Annotated in this window: 19 protein-coding genes; 13 read left to right on the plus strand and 6 right to left on the minus strand. The window is 69.1% G+C overall.

Features of this window, described 5'->3' with window-relative positions:
- Positions 1–62 precede the first annotated feature (62 nt).
- The 3 genes from EAT51_RS06715 to EAT51_RS06725 all read left to right on the plus strand — a co-directional run bounded on the left by EAT51_RS06715 (position 63) and on the right by EAT51_RS06725 (position 7,781).
- The gene (locus EAT51_RS06715) at positions 63–1,289 is read left to right on the plus strand and encodes an efflux RND transporter periplasmic adaptor subunit (RefSeq protein ID WP_130518883.1); all 1,227 of its coding nucleotides are present in this window, start codon (positions 63–65) and stop codon (positions 1,287–1,289) included.
- A gap of 72 nt (positions 1,290–1,361) precedes the next feature.
- On the plus strand, positions 1,362–4,595 hold the full coding sequence (locus tag EAT51_RS06720) for an efflux RND transporter permease subunit (protein WP_130518880.1): 3,234 nt from the start codon (positions 1,362–1,364) through the stop codon (positions 4,593–4,595).
- A 39-nt stretch (positions 4,596–4,634) separates the two neighbouring features.
- Complete coding sequence (locus EAT51_RS06725; protein WP_130518878.1) at positions 4,635–7,781, plus strand: efflux RND transporter permease subunit; 3,147 nt, start codon at positions 4,635–4,637, stop codon at positions 7,779–7,781.
- A 45-nt stretch (positions 7,782–7,826) separates the two neighbouring features.
- Here EAT51_RS06725 and EAT51_RS06730 read toward each other — a convergent pair whose 3' ends face one another.
- The 4 genes from EAT51_RS06730 to EAT51_RS06745 form a co-directional block, all read right to left on the minus strand.
- On the minus strand, positions 7,827–9,266 hold the full coding sequence (locus EAT51_RS06730; RefSeq protein WP_165421962.1) for an aldehyde dehydrogenase family protein: 1,440 nt from the start codon (positions 9,264–9,266) through the stop codon (positions 7,827–7,829).
- Between the two features lie 103 nt (positions 9,267–9,369).
- Entirely contained in the window at positions 9,370–9,549 is a 180-nt protein-coding gene (locus EAT51_RS06735; protein ID WP_130518874.1) for a rubredoxin, read from the minus strand.
- A 37-nt stretch (positions 9,550–9,586) separates the two neighbouring features.
- On the minus strand, positions 9,587–10,942 hold the full coding sequence (locus EAT51_RS06740) for a carbohydrate porin (protein WP_165421961.1): 1,356 nt from the start codon (positions 10,940–10,942) through the stop codon (positions 9,587–9,589).
- Between the two features lie 289 nt (positions 10,943–11,231).
- A complete protein-coding gene (locus EAT51_RS06745) occupies positions 11,232–12,305 on the minus strand; it encodes an oxygenase MpaB family protein (protein ID WP_130518870.1) in 1,074 nt (357 codons plus the stop codon).
- Positions 12,306–12,496: 191 nt separating this feature from the next.
- Between EAT51_RS06745 and EAT51_RS06750 the strand changes: the two genes are divergently transcribed.
- Both EAT51_RS06750 and EAT51_RS06755 read left to right on the plus strand, forming a co-directional pair.
- Complete coding sequence (locus EAT51_RS06750) at positions 12,497–13,162, plus strand: TetR/AcrR family transcriptional regulator C-terminal domain-containing protein (protein ID WP_205953568.1); 666 nt, start codon at positions 12,497–12,499, stop codon at positions 13,160–13,162.
- A gap of 259 nt (positions 13,163–13,421) precedes the next feature.
- Positions 13,422–13,772: a hypothetical protein gene (locus EAT51_RS06755; RefSeq protein ID WP_130518868.1), complete on the plus strand. Its 351-nt coding sequence runs from the start codon at positions 13,422–13,424 to the stop codon at positions 13,770–13,772.
- 73 nt (positions 13,773–13,845) lie between these two features.
- Here the strand turns inward: EAT51_RS06755 and asd are convergent, their stop codons facing one another.
- The gene (gene asd / locus EAT51_RS06760; protein ID WP_130518866.1) at positions 13,846–14,694 is read right to left on the minus strand and encodes an archaetidylserine decarboxylase; all 849 of its coding nucleotides are present in this window, start codon (positions 14,692–14,694) and stop codon (positions 13,846–13,848) included.
- Positions 14,691–15,347, minus strand: coding sequence for an SCO family protein (locus EAT51_RS06765; protein WP_130518864.1), 657 nt, complete (start codon positions 15,345–15,347; stop codon positions 14,691–14,693). Before EAT51_RS06765 ends, asd begins: the two co-directional genes overlap by 4 nt.
- 85 nt (positions 15,348–15,432) lie before the next feature.
- Here EAT51_RS06765 and prmB point away from each other — a divergent pair, with 85 nt between their 5' ends.
- The 8 genes from prmB to EAT51_RS06805 all read left to right on the plus strand — a co-directional run bounded on the left by prmB (position 15,433) and on the right by EAT51_RS06805 (position 23,683).
- Entirely contained in the window at positions 15,433–16,362 is a 930-nt protein-coding gene (prmB, locus tag EAT51_RS06770; protein WP_130518862.1) for a 50S ribosomal protein L3 N(5)-glutamine methyltransferase, read from the plus strand.
- A gap of 56 nt (positions 16,363–16,418) precedes the next feature.
- Entirely contained in the window at positions 16,419–16,709 is a 291-nt protein-coding gene (locus EAT51_RS06775) for a GIY-YIG nuclease family protein (RefSeq protein WP_165421960.1), read from the plus strand.
- A gap of 74 nt (positions 16,710–16,783) precedes the next feature.
- Complete coding sequence (aroC, locus tag EAT51_RS06780; protein WP_130518860.1) at positions 16,784–17,881, plus strand: chorismate synthase; 1,098 nt, start codon at positions 16,784–16,786, stop codon at positions 17,879–17,881.
- The gene (locus EAT51_RS06785; protein ID WP_130518858.1) at positions 17,874–18,926 is read left to right on the plus strand and encodes a 2-hydroxyacid dehydrogenase; all 1,053 of its coding nucleotides are present in this window, start codon (positions 17,874–17,876) and stop codon (positions 18,924–18,926) included. Before aroC ends, EAT51_RS06785 begins: the two co-directional genes overlap by 8 nt.
- A 103-nt stretch (positions 18,927–19,029) precedes the next feature.
- Positions 19,030–20,055 (plus strand): aspartate-semialdehyde dehydrogenase, encoded by a 1,026-nt coding sequence (locus tag EAT51_RS06790; protein WP_130529623.1) that lies wholly within the window; start codon positions 19,030–19,032, stop codon positions 20,053–20,055.
- A 150-nt stretch (positions 20,056–20,205) separates the two neighbouring features.
- Complete coding sequence (locus EAT51_RS06795; RefSeq protein WP_323052887.1) at positions 20,206–22,146, plus strand: motility hub landmark protein FimV; 1,941 nt, start codon at positions 20,206–20,208, stop codon at positions 22,144–22,146.
- 26 nt (positions 22,147–22,172) lie between these two features.
- Entirely contained in the window at positions 22,173–22,967 is a 795-nt protein-coding gene (gene truA / locus EAT51_RS06800; RefSeq protein WP_130518853.1) for a tRNA pseudouridine(38-40) synthase TruA, read from the plus strand.
- A gap of 80 nt (positions 22,968–23,047) precedes the next feature.
- A complete protein-coding gene (locus EAT51_RS06805; protein ID WP_130518851.1) occupies positions 23,048–23,683 on the plus strand; it encodes a phosphoribosylanthranilate isomerase in 636 nt (211 codons plus the stop codon).
- Positions 23,684–23,706: the final 23 nt, after the last annotated feature.

Below are 23,706 nucleotides of genomic sequence, written 5' to 3' on the forward strand. Positions count from 1 at the left end.
ACCGCTAACCTTGCATGTCGTAGGCGGGGAACACGCCGTCCCCCATCCCGGAGAATCGTTGCATGTCGCGTAAATGGAAGATCGTCCTGTGGACGGTCGTGGTGGTGGTCGTGGTGGTGTTGGGCCTGCGCGCCTGCGGCAAGCGGGGTTCGGGCGATGCGGAGATGCGCCAGGGCGGCCAGGACAGCGATAAACCGGTCCCGGTGACGGTCGAGTTGGTCACCACCCAGGACGTGCCGGTCTACCGCAGCACCACGGGCACCGTGACCGCCCTCAACACCGTGACGATCAACCCGCAGACCGGCGGGCGCCTGATGAGCCTGGACTTCACCGAAGGCCAGCCGGTCAAGAAGGGCCAACTGCTGGCGCGCATCGACCCGCGCGAGCTGCAGGCGACCTACGACCAGGCCGCGGCCTCGCGCAAGCAGAACCTGGCCCAGCTGCAGACCGCGCGCGACACCAATGCGCGCCTGACCGATCCCAAGTACAGCCAGTACGTGGCACGCACCGACCTGGATACCCAGAAGAACCTGGTCGCCCAGTACACGGCCGGCGTGGCCGCCGCCGAGGCGCAGATGCAGGCCGCCGCGGTGCAGCTGGGCTATACCCGCATCGTCTCGCCGATCGACGGCATCGCCGGCATCCGCGGTGTGGACGTGGGCAATGTGGTGACCACCAGCTCCTCGATCGTGACCATCACCCAGGTCGAGCCGATCTACGCCTCCTTCAGCCTGCCGGCGCAGGACCTGGACGTGGTGCGCGCGGCCCAGGCGCGCGGCAACGCCCCGGTCGCCGCGCTGGATGCCACCGACCAGCATGTGATCGTCGCCGATGGCGTGCTGGACGTGGTCGACAACCAGGTCAGCGCCGACAGCAACACCTTCCGCCTGCGCGCGCGCTTCCCCAACGCCGACCACGTGCTGTGGCCGGGCCAGTTCGTCAACGTGCGCCTGCAGGTGGACACGCTCAAGCAGGGCATGGTCGTGCCGACCCAGGCCGTGCAGCGTGGTCCGGACGGCGACTACGTCTATGCGCTGGACAGCGACAACACGGTCAAGATGACGCCGGTCACCACCGGGGTGGAGGTCGGCTCGACCCACATCGTGGTGACCAAGGGCCTGACCGCCGGGCAGCGCGTGGTGACCGAGGGCCAGTTCCGCCTCAAGCCCAACGCCAAGGTCAATCCGCTCAAGCCCGGCCAGGCGCCGCCCGAGCCCACCGCCGCCGAGCTGCAGCAGGCCATGCAGGGCCAGCGCGGCGGCGGCCGCCGCGGCCCGCCTGGTCGCTGATCCAATCGATCCACGGCCCGCGCAGCTCCACGCGCGGGCCGCCGCACGACGCTTCGACAGGACGGACTTCCCTTGGGCTTCTCCAGTATCTTCATCCGCCGCCCCATCGCCACCACGCTGCTGATGATCGGCGTGATGCTGCTGGGCATCATGGGCTACCGCAGCCTGCCGGTGTCGGCGCTGCCCGAGATCGATTCGCCCAGCCTGGTGGTGACCACGCAGTACCCCGGCGCCAGCGCGGCGACGATGGCCGCGCTGGTGACCACGCCGCTGGAGCGCCAGCTGGGCCAGATCTCCGGCCTGGACATGATGACCTCCGACTCCTCGGCCGGCCTGTCCACGATCGTGCTGCAGTTCGCGATGGACCGCGACATCGACGTGGCCTCGCAGGACGTGCAGTCCGCCCTGCGCCAGGCCACGCTGCCCAGCGGCCTGCCGTACCAGCCCACCTACAACCGGGTGAACCCGGCCGATGCGGCCATCGTCACCCTCAAGCTGACCTCCGACACGCTGCCGCTGCGCGAGGTCAACCGCTACGCCGACTCCATCCTGGCCCAGCGCCTGTCGCAGGTGCCGGGCGTGGGCCTGGTCTCCATCGCCGGCAACGTGCGTCCGGCCGTGCGCATCCAGGTCAATCCGGCGCAGCTGTCCAACATGGGTATGACCCTGGAGACCCTGCGCAGCGCGCTGACCCAGGCCAACGTCAACGCGCCCAAGGGCTCGCTCAACGGCGCCACCCAGACCTACAGCATCGGCACCAACGACCAGATCGACGACGCCCAGGGCTATAACGACACCATCATCAGCTACAAGAACGGCGCCCCGGTGCGCCTGGGCGATGTGGCCAAGGTGGTGGACGGGGTCGAGAACGACCAGCTCTCGGCGTGGGCCGACGGCAAGCAGGCGGTGCTGCTGGAGATCCGCCGCCAGCCCGGCGCCAACATCGTCCAGACCGTGGCCGCCATCCGCGCGCTGCTGCCGCAGCTGCGCACGGTGCTGCCCTCGGAAGTGAAGCTGGACGTGTTCTCCGACCGCACCGAGACCATTCGGGCCTCGGTGCACGAGGTGCAGTTCACCCTGGTGCTGACCATCGGCCTGGTGGTGGCGGTGATCTTCGTGTTCCTGCGCCGGCTGTGGGCCACGGTGATCCCCTCGGTGGCGGTACCGCTGTCGCTGGTGGGCACCTTCGGCGTGATGGCCTTCGCCGGGATGTCGCTGGACAACCTGTCGCTGATGGCGCTGGTGGTGGCCACCGGCTTCGTGGTGGACGACGCGATCGTGATGATCGAGAACATCGTGCGCTACATCGAGCAGGGCCGCAGCGGTCCGGAGGCGGCCGAGGAGGGCGCGCGCGAAATCGGCTTCACCGTGCTGTCGCTGACCATCTCGCTGGTGGCCGTGTTCCTGCCGCTGCTGCTGATGCCGGGCGTGACCGGGCGGCTGTTCCATGAGTTCGCCTGGGTGCTGTCCATCGCGGTGGTCATCTCGATGCTGGTGTCGCTGACGCTGACGCCGATGATGTGCGCCTACCTGCTCAAGCCAGACGCGCTGCCCGAGGGCGACGACGCGCACGAACGCGCCGCGGCCGCCGGCAAGCGCAACCTGTGGACGCGCACGGTCGGCCTGTACGAGCGCACCCTGGATTGGGTGCTGGCGCGGCAGAAGCTCACCCTGATCGTGGCCCTGGCCACGGTGGTGGTGACGGTGCTGCTGTACATCGCCATCCCCAAGGGCCTGCTGCCCGAGCAGGACACCGGCCTGATCACCGGCGTGGTCGAGGCCGACCAGACCGTGGCCTTCGAGCAGATGCAGGCACGCGTCCAGGCCGTGGCCGAGGCGCTGCGCCGCGATCCGGCGGTGACCGGCGTGGCCGCCTTCATCGGCACCGGCACCATGAACCCGACCCTCAACCAGGGCCAGGTCAGCATCGTGCTCAAGGAGCGCGGCCAGCGCGAAGCGCTGGAGACCGTCGTGCCGCGTCTGCAGAAGGCCGTGGCCGCCATTCCCGGCGTGGCCCTGTACCTGAAGCCGGTGCAGGACGTGACGCTGGACACGCGCGTGGCCGCCACCGAGTACCAGTTCTCCCTGTCCGATGTGGACACCGCCGAACTGCAGACCCAGGCCGACCGCATGACCGCCGCGCTGCGCCAGCGGCCCGAGCTGTCGGATGTGGGCAACAACGCGGCCAACGCCGGCCGCGCGCTGCTGGTGGACGTCAACCGCGACACCGCCAGCGCCCTGGGCGTGCCGATGCAGAGCATCGACGACACCTTGTACGACGCCTACGGCCAGCGCCAGATCTCCACCATCTTCACCTCGCTCAACCAGTACCGCGTGGTGCTGGAGGTCGCGCCGGAGTTCCGCACCCAGGACGCGCTGATGAACAAGCTGGCCATCGCCAGCAACGGCAGTGGCGCGCTGACCGGCACCAACGCGACCGTGCTGGGCCAGGTGACCTCGTCCAACTCGGCCACCGCCACCGGCATCGGCAACGCCAACACCGGTATCACCGTGGGCAGCGGCGGGGCGATCCCGCTCTCGGCCCTGGCCACCGCCAAGGTCGGCACCACGCCGCTGGTGATCAGCCACCAGCAGCAGCTGCCGGCCACCACGATCTCCTTCAACGTCAGCCCCGGCTATTCGCTGTCGCAGGCGGTGGCGGCGATCAACGAGGTGCGCGATCAGCTGGACCTGCCGCAGACCATCCGCACCGAGTTCATCGGCAAGGCGGCCGAGTACTCGACCAGCCAGTCCGACGTGGTCTGGCTGCTGATCGCCGCGGTGGTGGTGATCTACATCGTGCTGGGCGTGCTCTACGAGAGCTACATCCACCCGCTGACCATCATCTCCACGCTGCCGCCGGCCGGCGTCGGCGCGCTGCTGGCGCTGTGGCTGTGCGGCTTCAGCCTGTCGGTGGACGGCATCGTCGGCATTGTGCTGCTGATCGGCATCGTCAAGAAGAACGCGATCATGATGATCGACTTCGCCATCGAGGCCCGGCGCACGGGACTGAGCGCGCACGATGCGATCCGCCGCGCCTGCCTGCTGCGCTTCCGCCCGATCATGATGACCACCGCCTGCGCGCTGCTGGGCGCGCTGCCGCTGGCGCTGGGCGACGGCATCGGCTCGGAGCTGCGCAAGCCGCTGGGCGTGTCGATCGTCGGCGGCCTGCTGCTGTCGCAGCTGGTGACGCTGTACACCACGCCAGTGATCTACCTGTACATGGAACGCGCCTCCGAGCGCGTCCAGCGCTGGCGCGATGCGCGCGCCGCGCGTCATGGCGCGCCGGCGCCGGAGGTCGGCTGACGCTCGCCGCAAGGCGATCGTCCGTCGAGTAGCGCGCCCATGGTCCGTCGCGTCAGCCTGTCCTCCATCTTCATCCGCCGCCCGATCGGCACCTCGCTGCTGGCCGCGGGCGTGTTCGTCATCGGCCTGATGTGCTACCTGCGCCTGGGCGTGGCGGCGCTGCCGTCGTTGAGCATTCCGGTGGTGTTCGTCGGCGCCAGCCAGTCCGGCGCCGATGCCAGCACGATGGCCTCCACGGTGACCGCACCGCTGGAGCGGCGCCTGGGCCAGGTGCCCGGCGTGGACACGATGCGTTCGAACAGCTCGGAAGGGCGCTCGAACATCTTCCTGAGCTTCAATTCGAGCCGCGATATCGATTCGGCCGCGCAGGACGTGGCCGCCGCGCTCAGCGCCGCCAGCGCGGACCTGCCCTCGGGCATGGGCACGCCCGGCTACCAGAAGGCCAATCCCAACAACGATCCGCTGATCGCCATCGCGCTGGTCTCCAGCACCCAGTCCACGGCCGAGCTGTACAACCTGGCCGACTCGCTGCTGGCCCAGCGCCTGCGCCAGATCACCGGCGTGGCCTCGGTGGACATCGCCGGCGCATCCACCCCGGCGGTGCGCGTGGACGTCAACCTGCGCGCGCTCAACGCGCTGGGACTGACGCCGGACAGCCTGCGCAACGCCATGCGCGCGGCCAACGTGGTCTCGCCCACGGGCTTCCTGTCCGACGGCAAGCAGACCGTGGCGATCATCGTCAACGACTCGGTGCGCAAGGCCGCCGACTTCGCCAACCTGGCCATCGCCAACCAGAATGGCGTGATCGTGCGCCTCAAGGACGTGGCCCGGGTCTACGACGGCCAGCAGGACGCCTACCAGGCGGCCTGGTTCAACAAGCAGCCGGCCGTGGTGATGTACGCGCAGATCCGCAGCGGCGCCAACACGGTCGAGACGGTGGACCGCATCCGCGCGCAGATTCCGCTGCTGCGCGAGTACCTGCCGCCCGGCACGACGCTGACCCCGTACTACGACCGCACCCCGACCATCCGCTCCTCGCTGCACGAGGTGGAGATCACCCTGCTGATCAGCCTGGCGATGGTGGTACTGGTCATGGCGCTGTTCATGCGCCGCCTGGCGCCGACCCTGATCGCCACCATCACCGTGCCGCTGTCGCTGGCCGGCGCGGCGGTGGTGATGTACGTGCTGGGCTATACGCTCAACAACCTGAGCCTGCTGGCGCTGGTGATCGCGATCGGCTTCGTCGTCGACGATGCGATCGTGGTGATCGAGAACATCATGCGCCACCTCGATGCGGGCATGTCGCGCATGGAGGCGGCGGTCACCGGCGCGCGCGAGATCGGCTTCACTATCGTCTCGATCACCGCTTCGCTGATCGCGGTGTTCATCCCGGTCATGTTCGCCCCGGGGATGATGGGCGCGTTCTTCCGCGAGTTCACCGTCACCCTGGTGGCGGCCATCGGCGTGTCGGCCATCGTCTCGCTGACCCTGACCCCGACCCTGTGCAGCCGCTTCCTGTCGGCCCACCCGGTCGAGGAGAAGCCCTCGCGGCTGGGCCGCACCATCGAGGCCGGGCATGCGCTGATGCTGCGCATCTACGTCAAGTGCCTGGACTTCAGCCTGCGCCATGCGCTGCTGCTGGCGCTGACGCCGCTGATCCTGATCGGCCTGACGATCTTCCTGTTCGGCAAGGTCAAGTCCGGCAGCTTCCCGCCGCAGGACACCGGCCTGATCTGGGGCCGCGCCAGCTCCAGCGCCACGGTGTCCTTCGCCGACATGAAGGAACGCCAGGCGCGCATCACCGACATGCTGATGGACGACCCGGCGGTGAAGATCGTCGGCGTGCGCCTGGGCAGCGGCTGGTCCGGCCAGCGCGCGCAGTTCAACATCGAGCTCAAGACCCGCGCCGAAGGCCGCAAGGACACCACCGCCCAGGTGCTGGCGCGGCTGAGCCTGAAGGCCGACAGGTACCCCGACCTGGACCTGCGCCTGCGTGCGGTGCAGGACCTGCCCAGCGATGGCGGCGGCACCGGCAACCAGGGCGCGCAGTACCAGAAATCGCTGCAGGGCAACGACCAGGCCGAGCTGGCGCTGTGGCTGCCCCGCGTGGTGGCCGAGCTGAAGAAGAACCCGAAGTTCCGCGACGTCTCCAGCGACGTGGACGAGGGCGGCCTGCGCCAGAATATCGTGATCGACCGCGCCCAGGCCGCGCGCCTGGGCATTACCATCGGCGCCATCGACGGCGCGCTGTATGGCGCCTTCGGCCAGCGCTCGGTGTCGACCATCTATTCCGAGCTCAACCAGTACTCGGTGGTGGTCAACGCGCTGCCCAACCAGACCGACACGCCGGCGCAGCTGGATACGGTCAAGCTCAAGGCGCGCGACGGGCAGATGGTGCCGCTGAGCGCGCTGGCCAAGCAGGTCGATGGCCTGGCGCCGGCGCAGATCACCCATCTGAACCAGTACACGGTGATGGATCTCAGCTACAACCTCGCCCCGGGGGTGAGCAGCGGCGAGGCCGATGCGATCTTCAAGTCGGTGGTGGAGGGCATGCGCATGCCCGGCGACATCAAGATCGCCGAGGACAGCGGCTGGCAGATCGCCATGCAGCCCAACTCGATGCTGATGCTGGTGTTCGCCGCCATCCTCACGGTCTACATCGTGCTGGGCATGCTCTACGAGAACCTGGTCCACCCGGTGACCATCCTGTCCACGCTGCCGGCCGCGGGCGTGGGCGCGCTGCTGGCGCTGGTGGCGACCAACACCGAGCTGTCGGTGATCTCGATGATCGCGCTGGTGCTGCTGATCGGCATCGTCAAGAAGAACGCGATCATGATGATCGACTTCGCCCTGGTGGCCCAGCGCGAGCACGGCCTGACTCCGCTCCAGGCCGCGCGCGAGGCCTCGATCGTGCGCTTCCGCCCGATCATGATGACCACCATGGTCGCGCTGCTGGCCGCGGTGCCGATCGCGATCGGTCTGGGCGAGGGCTCCGAGCTGCGCCGGCCGCTGGGCATCGCGATGATCGGCGGCCTGCTGTTCTCGCAGAGCCTGACGCTGCTGAGCACCCCGGCGCTGTATGTGATCTTCTCCTGCCTGCAGCAGCACTGGCGCAACTGGCGCGCACGCCGCCGCGAGAAGAGGCTGGCGCGCCGCCGCCAGCGCCTGGCGCAGCAGGCGGGCTGAGCGCGTGGGCGCGGGGCGGAGATCCGTCTCGCGCGGTCGGGCAAGTCAGAGGCCTGCGCGTTTCCGGAATCCGTCGATGGCCGCCGCGATCGCGCCATCCAGCCCTGCATGCGCCGCTTCCTGGAGCATCGTACCGTCGACGAAGGCATCGGCCGCGCCCCGCGGGCCAGCGCCGTTGGCGACGGTGCGATAGTGGGTGAACGTGTCGAATCCGGCGCGGCCGTGGTAGGCGCCTGATCCGGAGTTTCCCACGCCGCCGAACGGCGCGTCGGGCAGCATGGCATGAACGAAGCCGTCGTTGCGGGCGACGCCGCCGCTGGTCGTCCGGCACAGGAACTGGCGAAAATCGGCGCCGTCCTCGCCATACCAGTAGGCGGCCAAGGGCGCCGGACGGCGTGCGATGTAGTCGATCGCCTGGCCTATTTCGGCGTAGGGCATCAATACGAGGACCGGGCCGAACACTTCGTGCGCGTTGACCTGGGCACCCTCGGGCACGTCGATCAGCAGGGTGGGAGCGATCCTGCGCGAGGCGCGGTCGGGAAGCTGCCGCAGCTGGTGCTCGGGCAGGGGTTCGATCTTCTGCGCCCCTTGCGCGAGCGCATCGTCGATCAGCGCGAGCACGCGATCGTAGTTGCGTTCGTTGACCAGGGGGACGATCGCCGGATTGTGCAGCCAATCTCCGGTGACGGCCCGGAACCGTGCTTCGAGATGTCCGACGAATTCCTCGAATCTTTCCTCTGGGACCAGGACGTAGTCCGGGCACAGGCAGACCTGGCCGCCGTTCAACAGACGGCTCGAGGTGATCCGGGTCGCGGCCAGCGCCAGATCGGCGTCGCGCGCCACCACGACCGGATTCTTGCCACCCAGCTCCAGGGTGGCCGGCACCAGATTCTTCGCGGTCGCCTGCGCGACCAGCGCGCCCACTTCCGGCGAACCGGTAAAGAACAGGTGGTCGAATCGCAGCGTGGAGAAGTGCTGCGCGGTGCCCAGGTCGCCATTGAAGAGTGCGACCTCACGCTCGTCGAAGCGCGCGCTGAAGATCTCGCGGAGCAGGGCGCCGGTGCGCGGATGCTGCTCGGGGAAGTTCAGCATGACCCGGTTGCCGGCCGCCAGCGCCGCCATGGCGGGCTGGAAGGTCAGGGCCAGCGGAAAGTTCCACGCGCCCATGATGCCGACCACGCCTTTGGGCTTGGCCTGGACGAAGCCGCCGAGCACCGTGCGCGGGGCCATCCATTGCTCGAGATGGTCCAGGGTCTGTTCGATGTCGTGCACCCAGCTGAGCGCGTCGAATGCCTTGGACACCGGGGCGGGGCGCCAGCCGTAGTCGGCGGACAGCGTGTCCGCGAGCGCGTCGATGTTCTCCAGCAGTGCCAGCGCCATCCTGCTCACGCGATCGCGGCGCGCGGGCAGACTGGCGTCACCCTCCCTGAGCAGATCCGCGCGTTGGGCGTGGAGGACCCGCTCGAGCTCGATTTTGTCGTACATGCGTCTTTTCCCTTTTCTGCTGCGTCGATAGAGGATCGCCGTCGTTGCGGCACGACGGCCGCCGCCGGCATGCGGGCGCGGCGGCGATGTCATGGTCGAACGGTCACTGCTGCACCATCACGAAGTCCGCCTTGCTCATGCCGCAATCCGGGCATGTCCAGTGATCCGGAATGTCGTCCCAGGCGGTTCCGGGTGGAATGCCTTCCTCGGGCCGACCATCGCGTTCGAAGTACTCGAATTCGCATACGCGACATCGCCAGACTCGGTTCATTGCTTTCACCATTGGTTCGCGTCGATCGGATAGGGATCGCGCGTTGTCTTCAGAAGAACAGGTTGAGGGATACCAGCAGGTTCAGCGCGTCGTCGTGCTTCGGGCTGAAGGTCGGATTGGAGACATGGCTGAGTGCCGTGCTCAGGTAGGTTCCGGCGTGAACCCTGGCCATGTAGGAGACCGTGGCGGCATCCATGTAGTGCGCGGTCGGGATCGACCGTGCGGCATAGGCCGCGCGCGCCTCTTCGCTGAATTCGGTGCGGTTGACGTTGAAGGCCAGCATGTCGAACGGGCGGCGACGGAAGGTGCCGAGCTTGTAGAGGCGCGCTTCGAAGTACTCGGTGTAGAGATTCCGGTCGGACGGCGCGACGTTGTAGGTCGCGCCGAGATTCCAGCCCTGACTGGGCACGACCGCGCTTTCCGATCGGGTCAATTGCACGTCGGCGGCGGCGTAGTAGGCATCGTTGTCATCGCTTTCGCCGCGCCCATCCATGCGTCTGTAATCGGATGAGTTGTGGATGGCGCCGGCGCGCAGCCATAAGTAGCGCGTGTTCTGCGTCGCCGGCCGCTTCACACCCAGTTCGTCGATGAGCAAGGTGCCGGCGTCCGGAGTGCGCCAGCGGAAGCCGTGTTCGTTGTTCTCGATTTCCGCCTGCGAACCACGTGGGCTGATGCTGCGCTGGATGCCGAACTTGTTGTAGAACTCATTGCGCCCGTTGTACTGCAGGTTCATCCCGGGGCTGGCGAACGGGAGTCGGCTCATGCCCACCTGGAAGGGAATCACCGAGTTCAGGCCCTGGGTGCCGCCGGCGAGCGAGCCTCCGGTGTAGATGCCGACGTACTCCAACGCATTGCTCAGATAGCCGATCTTGAGTTCCCACTGCTTGCGGTTGAACGACTGGTAGTAGGCGAGCCGACTCAGGCTGATCTTGGCGCGCGGCCCCAGCGGCTCCCAGCTGGCCAGCGTGTTGACCGCGCCGAAGATGAGCTGTTTCTGGTCATCGCCCTGCGGATCGAAGTTGTAGGTCACCAGCACCTGCTGGGTGGACATGCCGGACAGATTCTCGCCGTTGTAGCGCTGCGGTCCCTGCGTGCGCGGCGCATGCAGGTCGTAGGCGCTGCTGTTGAGGCTGAGGAACTGGATGCCGATGTCGTGTTCGGCCAGTGCGCTGCGCAGGCCCCAGGCGTCCTTGGCGATGGTGTCGCGCGAGGGCGGCATCTTCACGAGCAGCCCCTGTTCCATGAAGCGGTCGAACAAGGCGAACTTCGGGTCGGGGGCCGCGGTCGTTTGTGCGCTCCCCGCGGCCGCTTCGTTGTCGCCATCGGCTGCATGTGCGACGCCGGTGCCTCCCAGCACCGTGGTCGCCAGCAGCAGCGCCCCGGCGGGCATGGCCCGCGGGCGCACGGTCCCGTTGTCCTGACGTTGCGCCCCTGGCGTTGCGCATGCTTGCATCCCCCTCTTGCTACTGCTCATTGACAGCCCTCCCGAGGCCTGAGATTCGCTACTGAGAAGCGATGTCGACGGAGCGACACCGGCTTGTGTTGATGGTGCGGATCACGCACGGTTGACCTGCCCGGATCGCGTGCAGCAAGCGGCCTTCCGAAACAGCCGAAGCGCTGCTCGGACACATGCCTGAGGGCGGTCAGGGCGGAACCGGGTGGAGCGTGGACGTCTCGCGGTCGCGGACGTCCGGTCAGGCTTTCCTGTTGCGCTTTGCCTCGGCGTGCAGCTCGCGCGCCGAGTCGATCAATCGCATCGCATCGGGGCCCCACATGATCCGCGTGAAGTAGCGTGCGATCGGGCGCCGTTGCAGCAGCCAGATGATCGGTCGCATGCGTGCCGCCTTGGTCAGCACTTTGCGTTCCTGCTCCGGTGTCATGCCCATGTTCTTGCGCGTGTGCGACGACGCGGCCGCCTGCACCGGAATGGCGAAGACCTTGTTCTGGAAGAACAGCTGCACCTTCACCCGCCACTGCGAACGGTGATGGTTCTTCTTCGCCGTTTCCTCCAGCAGCTGCCAGAGGTTCTGTCCGGTTTCGGGAATGGTCGCCATGGTCGGCGACGTGCCAAACAGTTTTTCGTCGCGCTTGTACAGCGCTTTCAGCTCGGCCATCGAAGTGGGCAGGGCTTCTTCCCTGGCAGGGAACAACCGGCAATATTCGGCCACCTCGGCAATGAAGCGGTCGCGTTGTGCGTCGGGTAGCCGGCCGATCCGGTGGAAGCCGTCGTAGGCCAGCGATTCGTAGATCCATAGCATCGAGTGCATCTCGGTCAACGCCGCCCACATCGACTCTCGCGGCGAGTTGGCCGCATAGCCGCCCAGTTCGGGAGCGCCGGAGTCGATGACATCGGCGGCGACCTTGGCGTGGATGTTGCCCAGGTGCTCGGCTACGCGGCGGGCCGTGGCCCGGTCGCCCAGCCACATCGGTGCGTGGATGCCGGAGTTGCGCTGGCCCCGGTCGAAGACGTCGAAGAGCGTCACGGTGCCCGCGCGCGCCTTGCGCGACAGCGGGTCCCAGTCGCGGACCCCGGCAAGGATCGGCTTGTAGGTCAGCTGCAGCACGAATTGCGAAGCACTCTGGAACACCAAGCAGGCCGGATGCAGCAGCACGTCCCAGGCGACCGAACCCGGGCCGAACACGCCGTAGTCGGTTTCGGCGGAGGCCGGCTGCGGGGCGCCCATGCGCCGCCAGCGCGATTCCTTGCCGTACACGCGTTCCTTGGTGACGACCTTGTTGACGCCTATTGCGGATCGTTCAGCGTTCATGTGCTCGCTCTCTGGTCAGTAAATCCCGGTCGGGATTTGAGGTTGGAGCGCACGCTATTTGGCCTGCCAGGCGCTGTCAAGTGCGGGTGCAACATGGGCGCTCGATGCGTGGAAGCTCAATGCCGCGCGGAGCGGGCTGATACACTTTGGTGCGTGGATTTGGTCGTCTTTAGAGGATGGAGAGGTCGCCGGTGGCAGTGAAGCGCGGTCGAGGGATCAGGGCGGGGCTCGATCTGCAGTTGATCGTGGCGACGGCGAAAGGGATCGACCCTGCGGAACTTTCGATGCAGTCCATCGCCGATGCCTTGGGCGTGGACCGCAAGGCGCTCCACAAGCATGTGCGGGATAAGGAGACCCTGCTGGGCCTGGTCGCCCACGACGCGCTGGCCGACGTGTTCACCTCGACCGATCTGGCGGCCGCGCAGGACTGGAGGCAGGCATGCCGCCTGTTTGCGCAGGGTTTCGTGCGCGCCGTGGTCGGCCTTGGCGCGCTAGCCGAGTATCTGTGGTTCGGTGAGGCCGAGTTCGGCGACTGGCCGACCGCTTCCGCGGAAGCCTTGCTGGGGCACCTGGCCAGGGCCGGTTTTTCCGATGCCGCGGCGGTGCGCTTCATTGTCGTGCTGACGACCCTGTGCCTGGGCCACGCGCGCGATGTTATCCAGTACCGGGAGAGTCGCGACCAGCTGCGTCCGCGCCAGCGCCAGGTGCGGAACTGGCTTGAGAAGGTGCAGCCGGAACACTATCCGCACCTGGTGCGTATCGCCGAACTGGGCCTGGATACCTATGGCGCGGAGCAACTGCAGTTCTCGGTCGATCTGCTCGTGCGCGGCGCCGAGCATCTGCTCGTCGAGCGTTAGGGTCCGATTGGCCGGCGCTGAGCGGGCGGAGCGGCCTGGACCGCAAGTCTGCGTCGGCGCTCGCGGCGCCCGAGTGTCCAATGCGATTTCGGTCGGCATGCGTACCGGATCTTCCGCGGCGCCCGCCCGCTGAAAACGCTTCAAGCGTGAACCACGCCGCGCTTTGCGCTTCTCGCACAGGGACCTTCAAGCGACTGCAATCTGCGGCGCGCACATTGGCTCGCACAGTGGCTCGCACAGGGCGCACAAGGAGCCAGCCATGCAGGCGATTCCATGCGGCAGCCGCCTGCCGCGGATCTTCATCGATCTCCAGGCCGAGCAGGCGTACTGGCAGGACTGGTACCTCAACCTGCCACGCGCCGGCGATGCGCGCGATTTCGCCGGCTATTGGCCCGTGATCGGCGCGGTCTACGACATCTACCTGCACGCGCCCGGCTGGGACGCGGACCGCGCGCAGGCGCGCTACGCACGGCGCGTCGCGGTGCGGCAGCACGGCCTGAGCGGGCGCGAGGCCAGCGAGGTGTTCTCGCAGGTGTGGGGCCGCATCAGCGGCGAGCGCCTGGGCCGCGCGGCGTTGGAACGCGGCGCGCGCCGCTACGCGGGCTACTAGCGGCATCCGTCATTGAAGCCGGCGGCTCCCACAAAAAGCGCGGGCGCCTGTCGGGTGGGCGCGCCGTCGCGCGTCAGGGACCGATCCGCCGGGCCAGCGCTTGCCCCAGCCGCACCGGCGATTCGGCGCCCAGGTTCGGCATCAGCTCGGCCACGCCCGGCGGCAGCAGCACGATCACGGTCGAGCCGTAGTTGAAGCGCGCCATCTCGCCGAAGCGCTCCAGCACGATGCCGCGGCCGCGCCAGTCCTTGCGCGTGATCGAGGTGGCGTACTCGGGGATCTCCACGCCGCTCCACACCGTTTCCACGCCCGAGACCAGCATCGCACCGACCATCACGCAGGCCATCGGCCCGAAGTCGGTGTCGAAGTGGCACACCAGCCGCTCGTTGCGCGCGAACAGGCCCTGCACCCGGGCCACCGCATCGGTGCCGACGCTGAACAGGCGGCCGGGCACGTGCACGGTCTCGCGCAGCGTGCCGGTCCAGGGCATGTGCACGCGGTGGTAGTCGCGCGGGGACAGGTAGACGGTGGCGTAGCGGCCGTGTTCGAACGGGGCCGCATCGGCCTCGCTGCCCAGCAGCGCGGCGGCGCTGAAGTGCCGGCCCTTGGCCTGGAAGATGCGGCCCGATTCGATCGGTCCGCACTGGCTGATATGGCCGTCGGCCGGCATCAGCAGGCTGCGCGGATCCGGATCGGGCGTGCGCGCGCCGGGCTTCAGGGCGCGGGTGAAGAAGGCATTGAAAGTGGGATAGGCGGTCGGGTCGGGCTGCGCGGCCTCGGCCAGGTTCACGTTGAACCTGGCGACCACCGCGTCGATCAGCCGCTGCTTGATCGCCGGGTTGTCCGAATACGCCAGCTTGCGCGCGGCCGAGGACAGCAGCCGGTGCGGCAGCGCGTAGGTGAGGGTGGTGACCAGGCTCACGGGGTCATGGCCCGGGTCAGCTTGAGCATGTCCGCGGCGATCGGCGCGGGGGCGAACGGTGGCTGGATGATGCCGGCCATGCGGGCCTGCGGGTCGAGCACGACGATCTGTGCGGAATGGTCCATCGAATAGTCCTGCGGGTTGTCCTTGTAGTGTTCGCCCGGCACCTTGACGAACAACAGGCTCAGCGACTTGGCGAAGGCCTCCAGCGTGGGCACGTCGGCGGTCGCGGCCAGGGTGTCCTTGTGGAAGGCGTGGGCATATTCGCCGGTCTTGATCGGCGTGTCGCGCTCGGGATCGACCGAGACGAACAGCACGCGCGGCCGCGTGCTCTCCGGCAGGCCCGCCCACTGCTTCTGCGCCTGCGCCAGCTGGGCCAGCGTGGTCGGGCACACGTCGGGGCAGAAGGTGAAGCCCAGGAACACCAGCGTCCAGTGACCGCGCAGCTCGCCCTGGGTCAGCTGCGTGCCGTCGGACTGGCGCAGCGAGAACTCCGGCAACGGCCGCGGCGTGGGCAGCAGGGTCACCGCCTGCGTGGCCGGCCATTGCCCATTGCCGGCGGTGGAGGGCCCCAACAGCTTGTTGGCCGCCAGCACGCCGAGCACACCGGCCACCACGATCAACACCAGGACGCCGAAGCTGCGTTTTGACATCGCGATACGTTTCCCGTGCAACGAAGGGGCATGATACCGGGCCGGCCGCCTTATAATCGGCGACCGCCTTCAGCCGTTGTTGTCCATGACTGCCAGCGCAGCCGACGCCCTGCATACCATCATCGACCTGATCCGCTACGGCGCCAGCCGGTTCAACGCGGCCGGGTTGACCTTCGGGCATAGCCACGACAACGCGCTGGACGAGGCCACCGCGCTGGTCCTGCACACCCTGCACCTGCCGCCGGACCTGGGCCCGGCCTATGGTCAGGCGCGGCTGCTGCCGGAGGAGAAGCAGGCCATCCTGGCGCTGATCGAGCGCCGCGTGGTCGAGCGCGTGCCGGTGGCCTACCTGACCGGCGAGGCGTGGTTCGCCGGCTTGAGCTTCAAGACCGACGCGCGCGCGCTGGTGCCGCGCTCGCCGATCGCCGAGCTGATCGAAGCGGGCTTCGAGCCCTGGCTGGCCGGGCGCGAAGTGCAGCGCGCGCTCGACCTGTGCACCGGCTCGGGCTGCATCGCCATCGCCATGGGCCACTACAACCCGGACTGGCAGGTCGATGGCGTGGACATCAGCGACGACGCGCTGGCGCTGGCCGCCGAGAACAAGGCGCGCCTGCTCGCCGACAACGTGACCCTGCTCAAGTCTGACCTGTTCAATGGCCTGTCCGGGCGCCACTACGACCTGATCGTCACCAATCCGCCCTACGTCACCAATGCCGAGACCGACGCGCTGCCGCGCGAGTACGGTTACGAGCCCGAGCTGGGCCTGCGCGCCGGCGACGATGGCCTGGACCTGGTGCTGAAGATCCTGCGCGACGCGCCGATCCATCTGTCCGAGGACGGCCTGCTGATCTGCGAGGTCGGCGAGTCCGAGCAGCACCTGGTCCGGCTGCTGCCGGAGGTGGACCTGTCCTGGATCGAGTTCAAGGTCGGCCAGATGGGCATCTTCGCGGTCGAGTGCCGCGAGCTGATCGCGCACAGCGCCCGCATTACCGAGCTTGCAGCCAGCCGCCCATGAGCGCCATTCGTGCTCGTCATTCCCGCGAAGGCGGGAATCCATGCCGATGAAGGCCGGTGAAGCAGCCTGCCGTCTATCTCATGGCAAGCAAGCGCAATGGCACGTTGTACGTGGGCGTCACCAGCAACTTGGTGGCGCGGGTTTGGCAACATCGCAACCATGTGGTGGAGGGATTCACCGATCGATACGACATCGGCATGCTGGTCTGGTATGAACTGCATGGGACGATGGAATCGGCGATCCTGCGCGAGAAGCAGATCAAGAAGTGGAACCGGGCCTGGAAGCTCCGGTTGATTCAGGAAGGGAATCCGCAGTGGTTGGACTTGTGGGATTCGATTGTCGGATAGCGGTCCGGCATGGATTCCCGCCTTCGCGGGAATGACGGCAACAAAGCACATCACAGGCATCGGCAACACATTCAGTGAACACCTTCGGACAGCTGTTACGCGTCACCACCTTCGGCGAATCACACGGGCCGGCGATCGGCTGCGTGGTCGATGGCTGCCCGCCGGGGCTGGAGCTCGGCGCCGAGGAGTTCGCCCACGACCTGCAGCGCCGCGCCACCGGCAAGAGCCGGCATACCTCGGCGCGGCACGAGGCCGACCAGGTCGAGATCCTCTCCGGCGTGTACGAGGGCCGCACCACCGGCACGCCGATCGGCCTGCTGATCCGCAACACCGACCAGCGCAGCAAGGACTACGCGAACATCGCCGCGCAGTTCCGCCCCGGCCATGCCGACTACAGCTACTGGCAGAAGTACGGCATCCGCGATCCGCGCGGCGGCGGGCGCTCGTCCGCGCGCGAGACGACCATGCGCGTGGCCGCCGGCGTGATCGCCAAGAAGTGGCTCAGGCAGCGCTACGGCGTGACCGTGCGCGGCTTCCTCTCGCAACTGGGCGAGATCAGGCCGGCGGGCTTCGACTGGAGCGCGGTGGAGGACAACCCGTTCTTCTGGCCGCATGCGCCGCAGGTCGCCGAGCTGGAGGCCTACATGGACGCGCTGCGCAAGTCCGGCGACTCGGTCGGCGCGCGCGTGGACGTGGTGGCCGACGGCGTGCCGCCGGGCTGGGGCGAGCCGATCTACGGCAAGCTCGACGGCGACCTGGCCGCCGCGCTGATGAGCATCAACGCGGTCAAGGGCGTGGAGATCGGCGACGGTTTCGCCGCCGCCGCGCAGAAGGGCACGCAGCACCGCGACCTGATCACCCCGCAGGGCTTCCTGAGCAACCACGCCGGCGGCATCCTCGGCGGCATCTCCACCGGCCAGCCGGTGACCGCCTCGATCGTGCTGAAGCCGACCTCCAGCCTGCGCCTGCCGGGCCAGACGGTGGACGTGAACGGCGAGTCGGTCGAGGTCATCACCACCGGCCGCCACGATCCCTGCGTGGGCATCCGCGCCACGCCCATCGCCGAGGCGATGGTCGCCCTGGTGCTGATGGACCAGGCGCTGCGGCATCGCGCGCAATGCGGCGATGTGGGCGAGGTCGCGCCGCGCGTGCCCGGGCAGGTCGATGGCTGAGTCGCGGCCCCGCGTCTGGGTGAGCCAGCCGCTGTTCGACGACCTCGTCGACCAGCTGCGGGCGCATTGCGACGTGGAGACCACCCAGGCCGTGACGACCTACACCGCCGAGCAGCTGGCGCAGAAGCTGGCGCCGCTGGACGGTGCGCTGATCACGCTCAACGAGCGCATCGGCGCCACCGAGATCGCCCAGGCGCCGCGACTGCGCGCGCTGGCCAATGTCGCGGTCGGCTACAACAATCTGGACATCGCCGCGCTCAGCGCCGCCGGCGTCGCGGTCACCAACACGCCCGACGTGCTGACCGAGACCACGGCCGACCTGGGCTTCGCCCTGCTGATGGCCACCGCGCGCCGCATCACCGAGGCCGAGGCCTTCCTGCGCGAGGGCAGGTGGGGTAAGTGGTCCTTCACCACGCTGCTCGGCGCGGACCTGCACGGCAGCACGCTGGGCATCCTCGGCATGGGCCGCATCGGCCAGGCCATCGCCCGGCGTGCGCGCGGCTTCGGCATGCGCGTGCTGTACCACAATCGTTCGCGCCTGGCGGCCGAGGTCGAGACCGATGTCGGCGCGTCCTATGTGCCCTTCGACGACCTGCTGCGCAGCAGCGATCACCTGGTGCTGGTGCTGCCGTACACGCCGGCCTCGCACCACCTGATCGACGCCGCCGCGCTGGCGAAGATGAAATCGACCGCCACCCTGGTCAACATCGCCCGCGGCGGCATCGTCGACGAGCTCGCGCTGGCCGACGCGCTGGCCCACGGCCGCCTGGCCGGTGCCGGGCTGGACGTCTTCGAAGGCGAGCCGACCGTGCGCCCGGAACTGCTGGCGCTGAAGAACGTCGTGCTGACCCCGCATATCGGCAGCGCCAGCCTGGCCACGCGCCGGGCGATGGTGCAGCTGGCGGTGCACAACCTGCTCGCCGCGCTGGGCTTCGGGCCCGATGCCGGCAATCCGCCCAGCCTGATCAACGCCGACGCGCGCAAAGCCGCCAAAACCGGCGGCGCGACCGTGGGCGCGACCACCATCACCGCGACCAAACGATAGGGAACCTTCCGCGCATGCACCGCCGGTGAGGTTCCCCGAACCCAAGGCTCTTCGTCTGTCGCGTTCGTCCTTCCCCTATCCATCCTCTTCAAGAAGACACCCCATGAGCAATGCAACCCGCAGCTTCACCGTCGCCGTCGTGGGCGCCACCGGCGCCGTCGGCGAGACCATGCTGTCCATCCTGGCCGAGCGCGACTTCCCGGTCGGCAAGCTGATCGCGCTTGCCTCCGAGCGTTCGGCCGGCGGCCAGATCGACTATCGCGGCGGCAAGGTCACCGTGCAGGACCTGGCCACCTTCGACCCGACCGGCGTGGACATCGCGCTGTTCTCGGCCGGCGGCAGCATCTCCAAAGAATACGCGCCCAAGTTCGCCGCGGCCGGTGCGGTGGTGATCGACAACTCCTCGGCCTTCCGCTACGACGACGACGTGCCGCTGGTGGTGTCCGAGGTGAACCCGGAAGCCGCCAAGGACCGTCCGCGCGGCATCATCGCCAACCCCAACTGCTCGACCATGCAGCTGATGCCGGTGCTGGCGCCGATCCACAAGGAATACGGCATCGAGCGCGTCAACATCGCCACCTACCAGTCGGTGTCCGGCGGCGGCCGCTCGGCGCTGGAGGAACTGGGCAAGCAGACCGCGCAGCTGCTGGCGTTCCAGGAGATCGATCCGCAGCGCTTCCCGGTGCAGATCGCCTTCAACCTGATCCCGCACATCGACGACTTCCAGCCCAACGGCTACACCAAGGAAGAGATGAAGCTGGTCTGGGAGACGCAGAAGATCCTGGGTGACAAGTCCATCCAGGTGAACCCGACTGCGGTGCGCGTGCCGGTGTTCTACGGCCACTCCGAGGCGGTCAACATCGAGACCAGGAAGAAGATCACCCCGGAGGCCGCGCGCGAACTGCTGGCCAGCGCGCCGGGCGTGGAAGTGGTCGACAGGCACGAGGCCGGCGGCTATCCGACCCCGGTGACCCATGCCTCGGGCAAGGACCCGGTGTTCGTCGGCCGCATCCGCGAGGACTTCTCGCATCCGCGTGGCCTCAACCTGTGGGTCGTCGCCGACAACATCCGCAAGGGCGCGGCGCTGAACGCCGTGCAGCTGGCCGAGCTGGTCGCGGCCGGCGGCTGAGAGGCCGGCAGTGGGAGAGAAACGAGATGGCCCGTTGCGGGCCTTCTCGCTCTTGGTTGTCGCTTGCTCCTCTGCGCTTGGCCGACCCCGGCAGGGGCAAGCGCGGGCCAAACGCTCTATAGTCGCGGCGGTGTTCCACAGGGGATGTCCTTGAAACAGGCCTTCTTCAAACCCGCCGCACGCAGTGCGCTGGCGCTGGCCCTGCTGGCCGCCAGCCATGCGGCCTGCGCATTGGGCCTGGGCGAGATCCGGGTCATGTCGCAACCCGGCCAGCCGCTGCTGGCCGAGATTCCGGTCATTTCCAGCGAGCCCGGCGAGCTGGAGCAGCTGCGCGCGCGTCTGGCCTCGCCGGTCATCTTCGAACGCGTCGGGTTGGCGCGCCCGAGCGGGCTGGTCAGCCAGCTCGACTTCGCCGTGGCGATGTCCAGCGATGGCAAGCCGGTCATCCGCGTCACCAGCGCCGAGCCGGTCGACATGCCGGCGGTGAACTTCCTGATCGAGGTGGACTGGGGCCAGGGCCGCCTGGTGCGCGAGTACTCGGCGCTGGTCGGCGCCCCCGGCGCGGTCGCCGCCGCTGGACAGCCGCAGATCCAGGCGCCGGCCCCGGTGCCGTCGGACCGGATCGCGCCGCCCCCGTCGCGGGCCGAGCAGCTGCCGGCCGAGGTCGCCCAGGCCCCGGCCGTGCCCGAGCCGCAGGCCGAAGCCGCGCCATCGCCTGCCGTGGCCGCGACGCCCGCTCCGCCGCCGCCGGAGCCCGCGCCGCAGCCGGTCGCGGTGCCGCGCGCCGCGCCGATGATCGCCGCGCCGCAGGCCTCCGCGTCCGGCACGGTCACCGTCGCCCGCGGGCAGACCCTGTCGCAGATCGCGCGCGAGCTGCAGCAGTCCGGCACGCTGGACCAGACCATGATCGCGCTGCTGCAGGCCAATCCCGAGGCCTTCATCGGCAACAACATCAACCGCCTGCGCGCCGGCGCCACGCTGCGCATGCCCAGCGCCGAGGAGACCGCCGCGCTGGCCGCCGCGGAGGCCTCGGCGATGGTGCGCCGGCAGATCTCGGACTGGCGCCAGGTGCGCGCGCCGGTGCCGCAGCCGGCCGGCAACGCGCCCGCCGCGCCGCTGGCCGCCGGCGCCGCCAAGCCCGCTCGCGCGGCCGACGCACGACTGGAAATCGCCCCGCCCGTGGCCAACGCCACGCGGCGCGCGGGCACCACATCCGGCACCCAGGCCGGAGGCGAGGGAGACATGCTGGCAGAACAACAGCTTCGGCAGACCCGCGAGGACCTGGCCGCGCGCAGCGCCGAGGTCGATGAACTCAAGACCCGCGTGGCCGACCTGGAGAAGCTCAAGGACCAGCAGGCCAAGCTGATCGCGATGAAGGACAGCGATCTGGCCGCGACGCAGAAGCGCCTGGCCGACAGCCAGGGCGCGGCCGCCGCCGGCGCGCCGGCCTGGTGGTGGATCGGCCTGGCGCTGGTCGTGGGCGGGCTGCTGGCCTGGGTCGGCCTGCGCAGTCGCCGCGCGCCGCGTCCGGCGCTGGCCTACCGCGGTCCGCTCGACGCCCCGGCGCCGGATCCGGTGCCGGCCGAGCCGGCGGCTGAAGTAGACGTCGCACCGCAGGCGCCGCCGGTCCAGGCGCCGGCCCCCGAGCCCGAATCCGAACCCGCCGCGCCCCGCTACACGCCTGTCTATGTCGGTGGCGAATCCCGCCCTGGTCCCGTGGACACGCCCCAGGCGGCGCCGTCCTCGCCGGCCTGGCTGAGCGCCACCGCCAAGCCGACCTGGCACACCGTCGACGGCCCGCATCCGACCGCCACGCGCGTGCCGTCCACCGTGGTGCCGATCTCCACCGCCACCCAGCCGCGCCCGGTGGCCCGGCCGACGCCGGTGCCCGCACCGGCACCGGCGCCATCCGAGCCGGTCGTGCCGATCGCGCCGCCGGCCGCCAGCGGGCGCGAGCGCCTGGAGCTGGCCATCGCCTATCTGGACCTGGGCGACACCGAGGCGGCGCGTGCGCTGCTGCAGCAGGTCAGCGCCAGCGACGATCCGCACGCCCGCGAGGAAGCCGGCCGCCTGCTGCGCGCGCTGGGCTGATCGACGCGCAAGGCGGACTGCAGGCGATGCGCTACGCGCTTGGCGTCGAATACGACGGCGGCGACTTCCAGGGCTGGCAACGGCTGGAGAAGCCCGGCGCGCCCGTGCACACGCCCAGCGTGCAGTCCACCCTGGAGGCGGCGCTGGCGGCCGTGGCCAACGCGCCCATCGACACGGTCTGCGCCGGCCGTACCGACGCCGGCGTGCACGGCCAGTGCCAGGTGGTGCACTTCGACACCGAGGTGGTGCGCACGCCGCGCGGCTGGACGCTGGGCGCCACGGCCAACCTGCCGCCATCGATCTGCGTGCGCTGGTGCGTGCGGGTGGCCGAGGACTTCCACGCCCGCTTCTCGGCGCGCGCGCGCCGCTATCGCTATGTGCTGTTGAACCGCGCGGTGCGCCCGGCGCTGGGCCGCCAGCTGCTGTCCTGGGAGCGCCTGCCGCTGGACGCGGCGGCCATGCATCGCGCCGCGCAGGCGTTGCTGGGCGAGAACGACTTCTCCGCCTTCCGCACCGTGCACTGCCAGGCCCGCCATCCGATGCGCGAGCTGCAGTCCATCGCGGTCAACCGCCAGGGCGAGCAGGTGATCGTGGAGGTGCAGGCCAACGCGTTCCTGCATCACATGGTGCGCAATATCGTTGGCTCGCTGCTGCTGGTCGGCCGCGGCGAACAGCCCGAGGGCTGGATCGCCGAGCTGCTGGCCGGCCGCGACCGCACCCTGGCCGGCCCGACCGCGCCGCCGCAGGGCCTGGTGTTCGTCGGCCCGCTGTATCCGGCCGGCTGGGGCCTGCCGGATGAAGTGACCTTGCGCGAGGCGTGAGCAATGAGCGGCCGCCCCGGGCGTGCCGTATCCTGCCGAGCCACGCTCACTCCTCACTTCGCTCCGCTCACTCTTCGCCCATGCGTACCCGCATCAAGCTCTGCGGCATGACCCGCCCCCAGGACGTGCGCCTGGCGGTGGAGCTGGGCGTGGACTACATCGGCTTCATCTACGGCGGCGGTCCGCGCCAGCTGACGCTCGAACAAGGCGCCGCGCTGCGCGCGCTGGTGCCGGCCGAAGTGGCCGCGGTGGTCCTGGTGCGCGATGCGCCGCGCGCGCAGGTCGAGGCGATCATCGACGCGGTGGCGCCGGACGTGCTGCAGTTCCATGGCGGCGAGGACGACGCCTTCTGTGCGTCCTTCGGGCTTCCGTTTCTCAAGGCCGTGGCGATGACCGGCGTGACCGATGCCCGGCAGGCGCGCGCCGCGCTGCAGGCCTGGCCGTCCGCGGCGGGCTTCGTGCTCGACAGCCATGCGCCAGGGCAGGGCGGCGGCACCGGCAAGTCCTTCGACTGGACGCTGTGGCCGGGCGATGTGGGCACGCCGTGTCTGTTGGCCGGCGGCCTCAACGCCGACAACGTCGCCGAGGCGGTGCGTCGCGTGCGGCCCTGGGGCGTGGACGTGTCCAGCGGGATCGAGTCGGCGCCGGGCATCAAGGATGCCGAGGCGATGCGGCGTTTCGTCGCGCAAGTGCGCGGCGCCAGCGCAGCGGTGTAGCCAGGGCTTCGAACCGTTTGCCT

It is taken from the genome of Pseudoxanthomonas winnipegensis (genome assembly GCF_004283755.1).
In the GTDB taxonomy this organism is placed as follows: Bacteria; Pseudomonadota; Gammaproteobacteria; order Xanthomonadales; family Xanthomonadaceae; genus Pseudoxanthomonas_A; species Pseudoxanthomonas_A winnipegensis.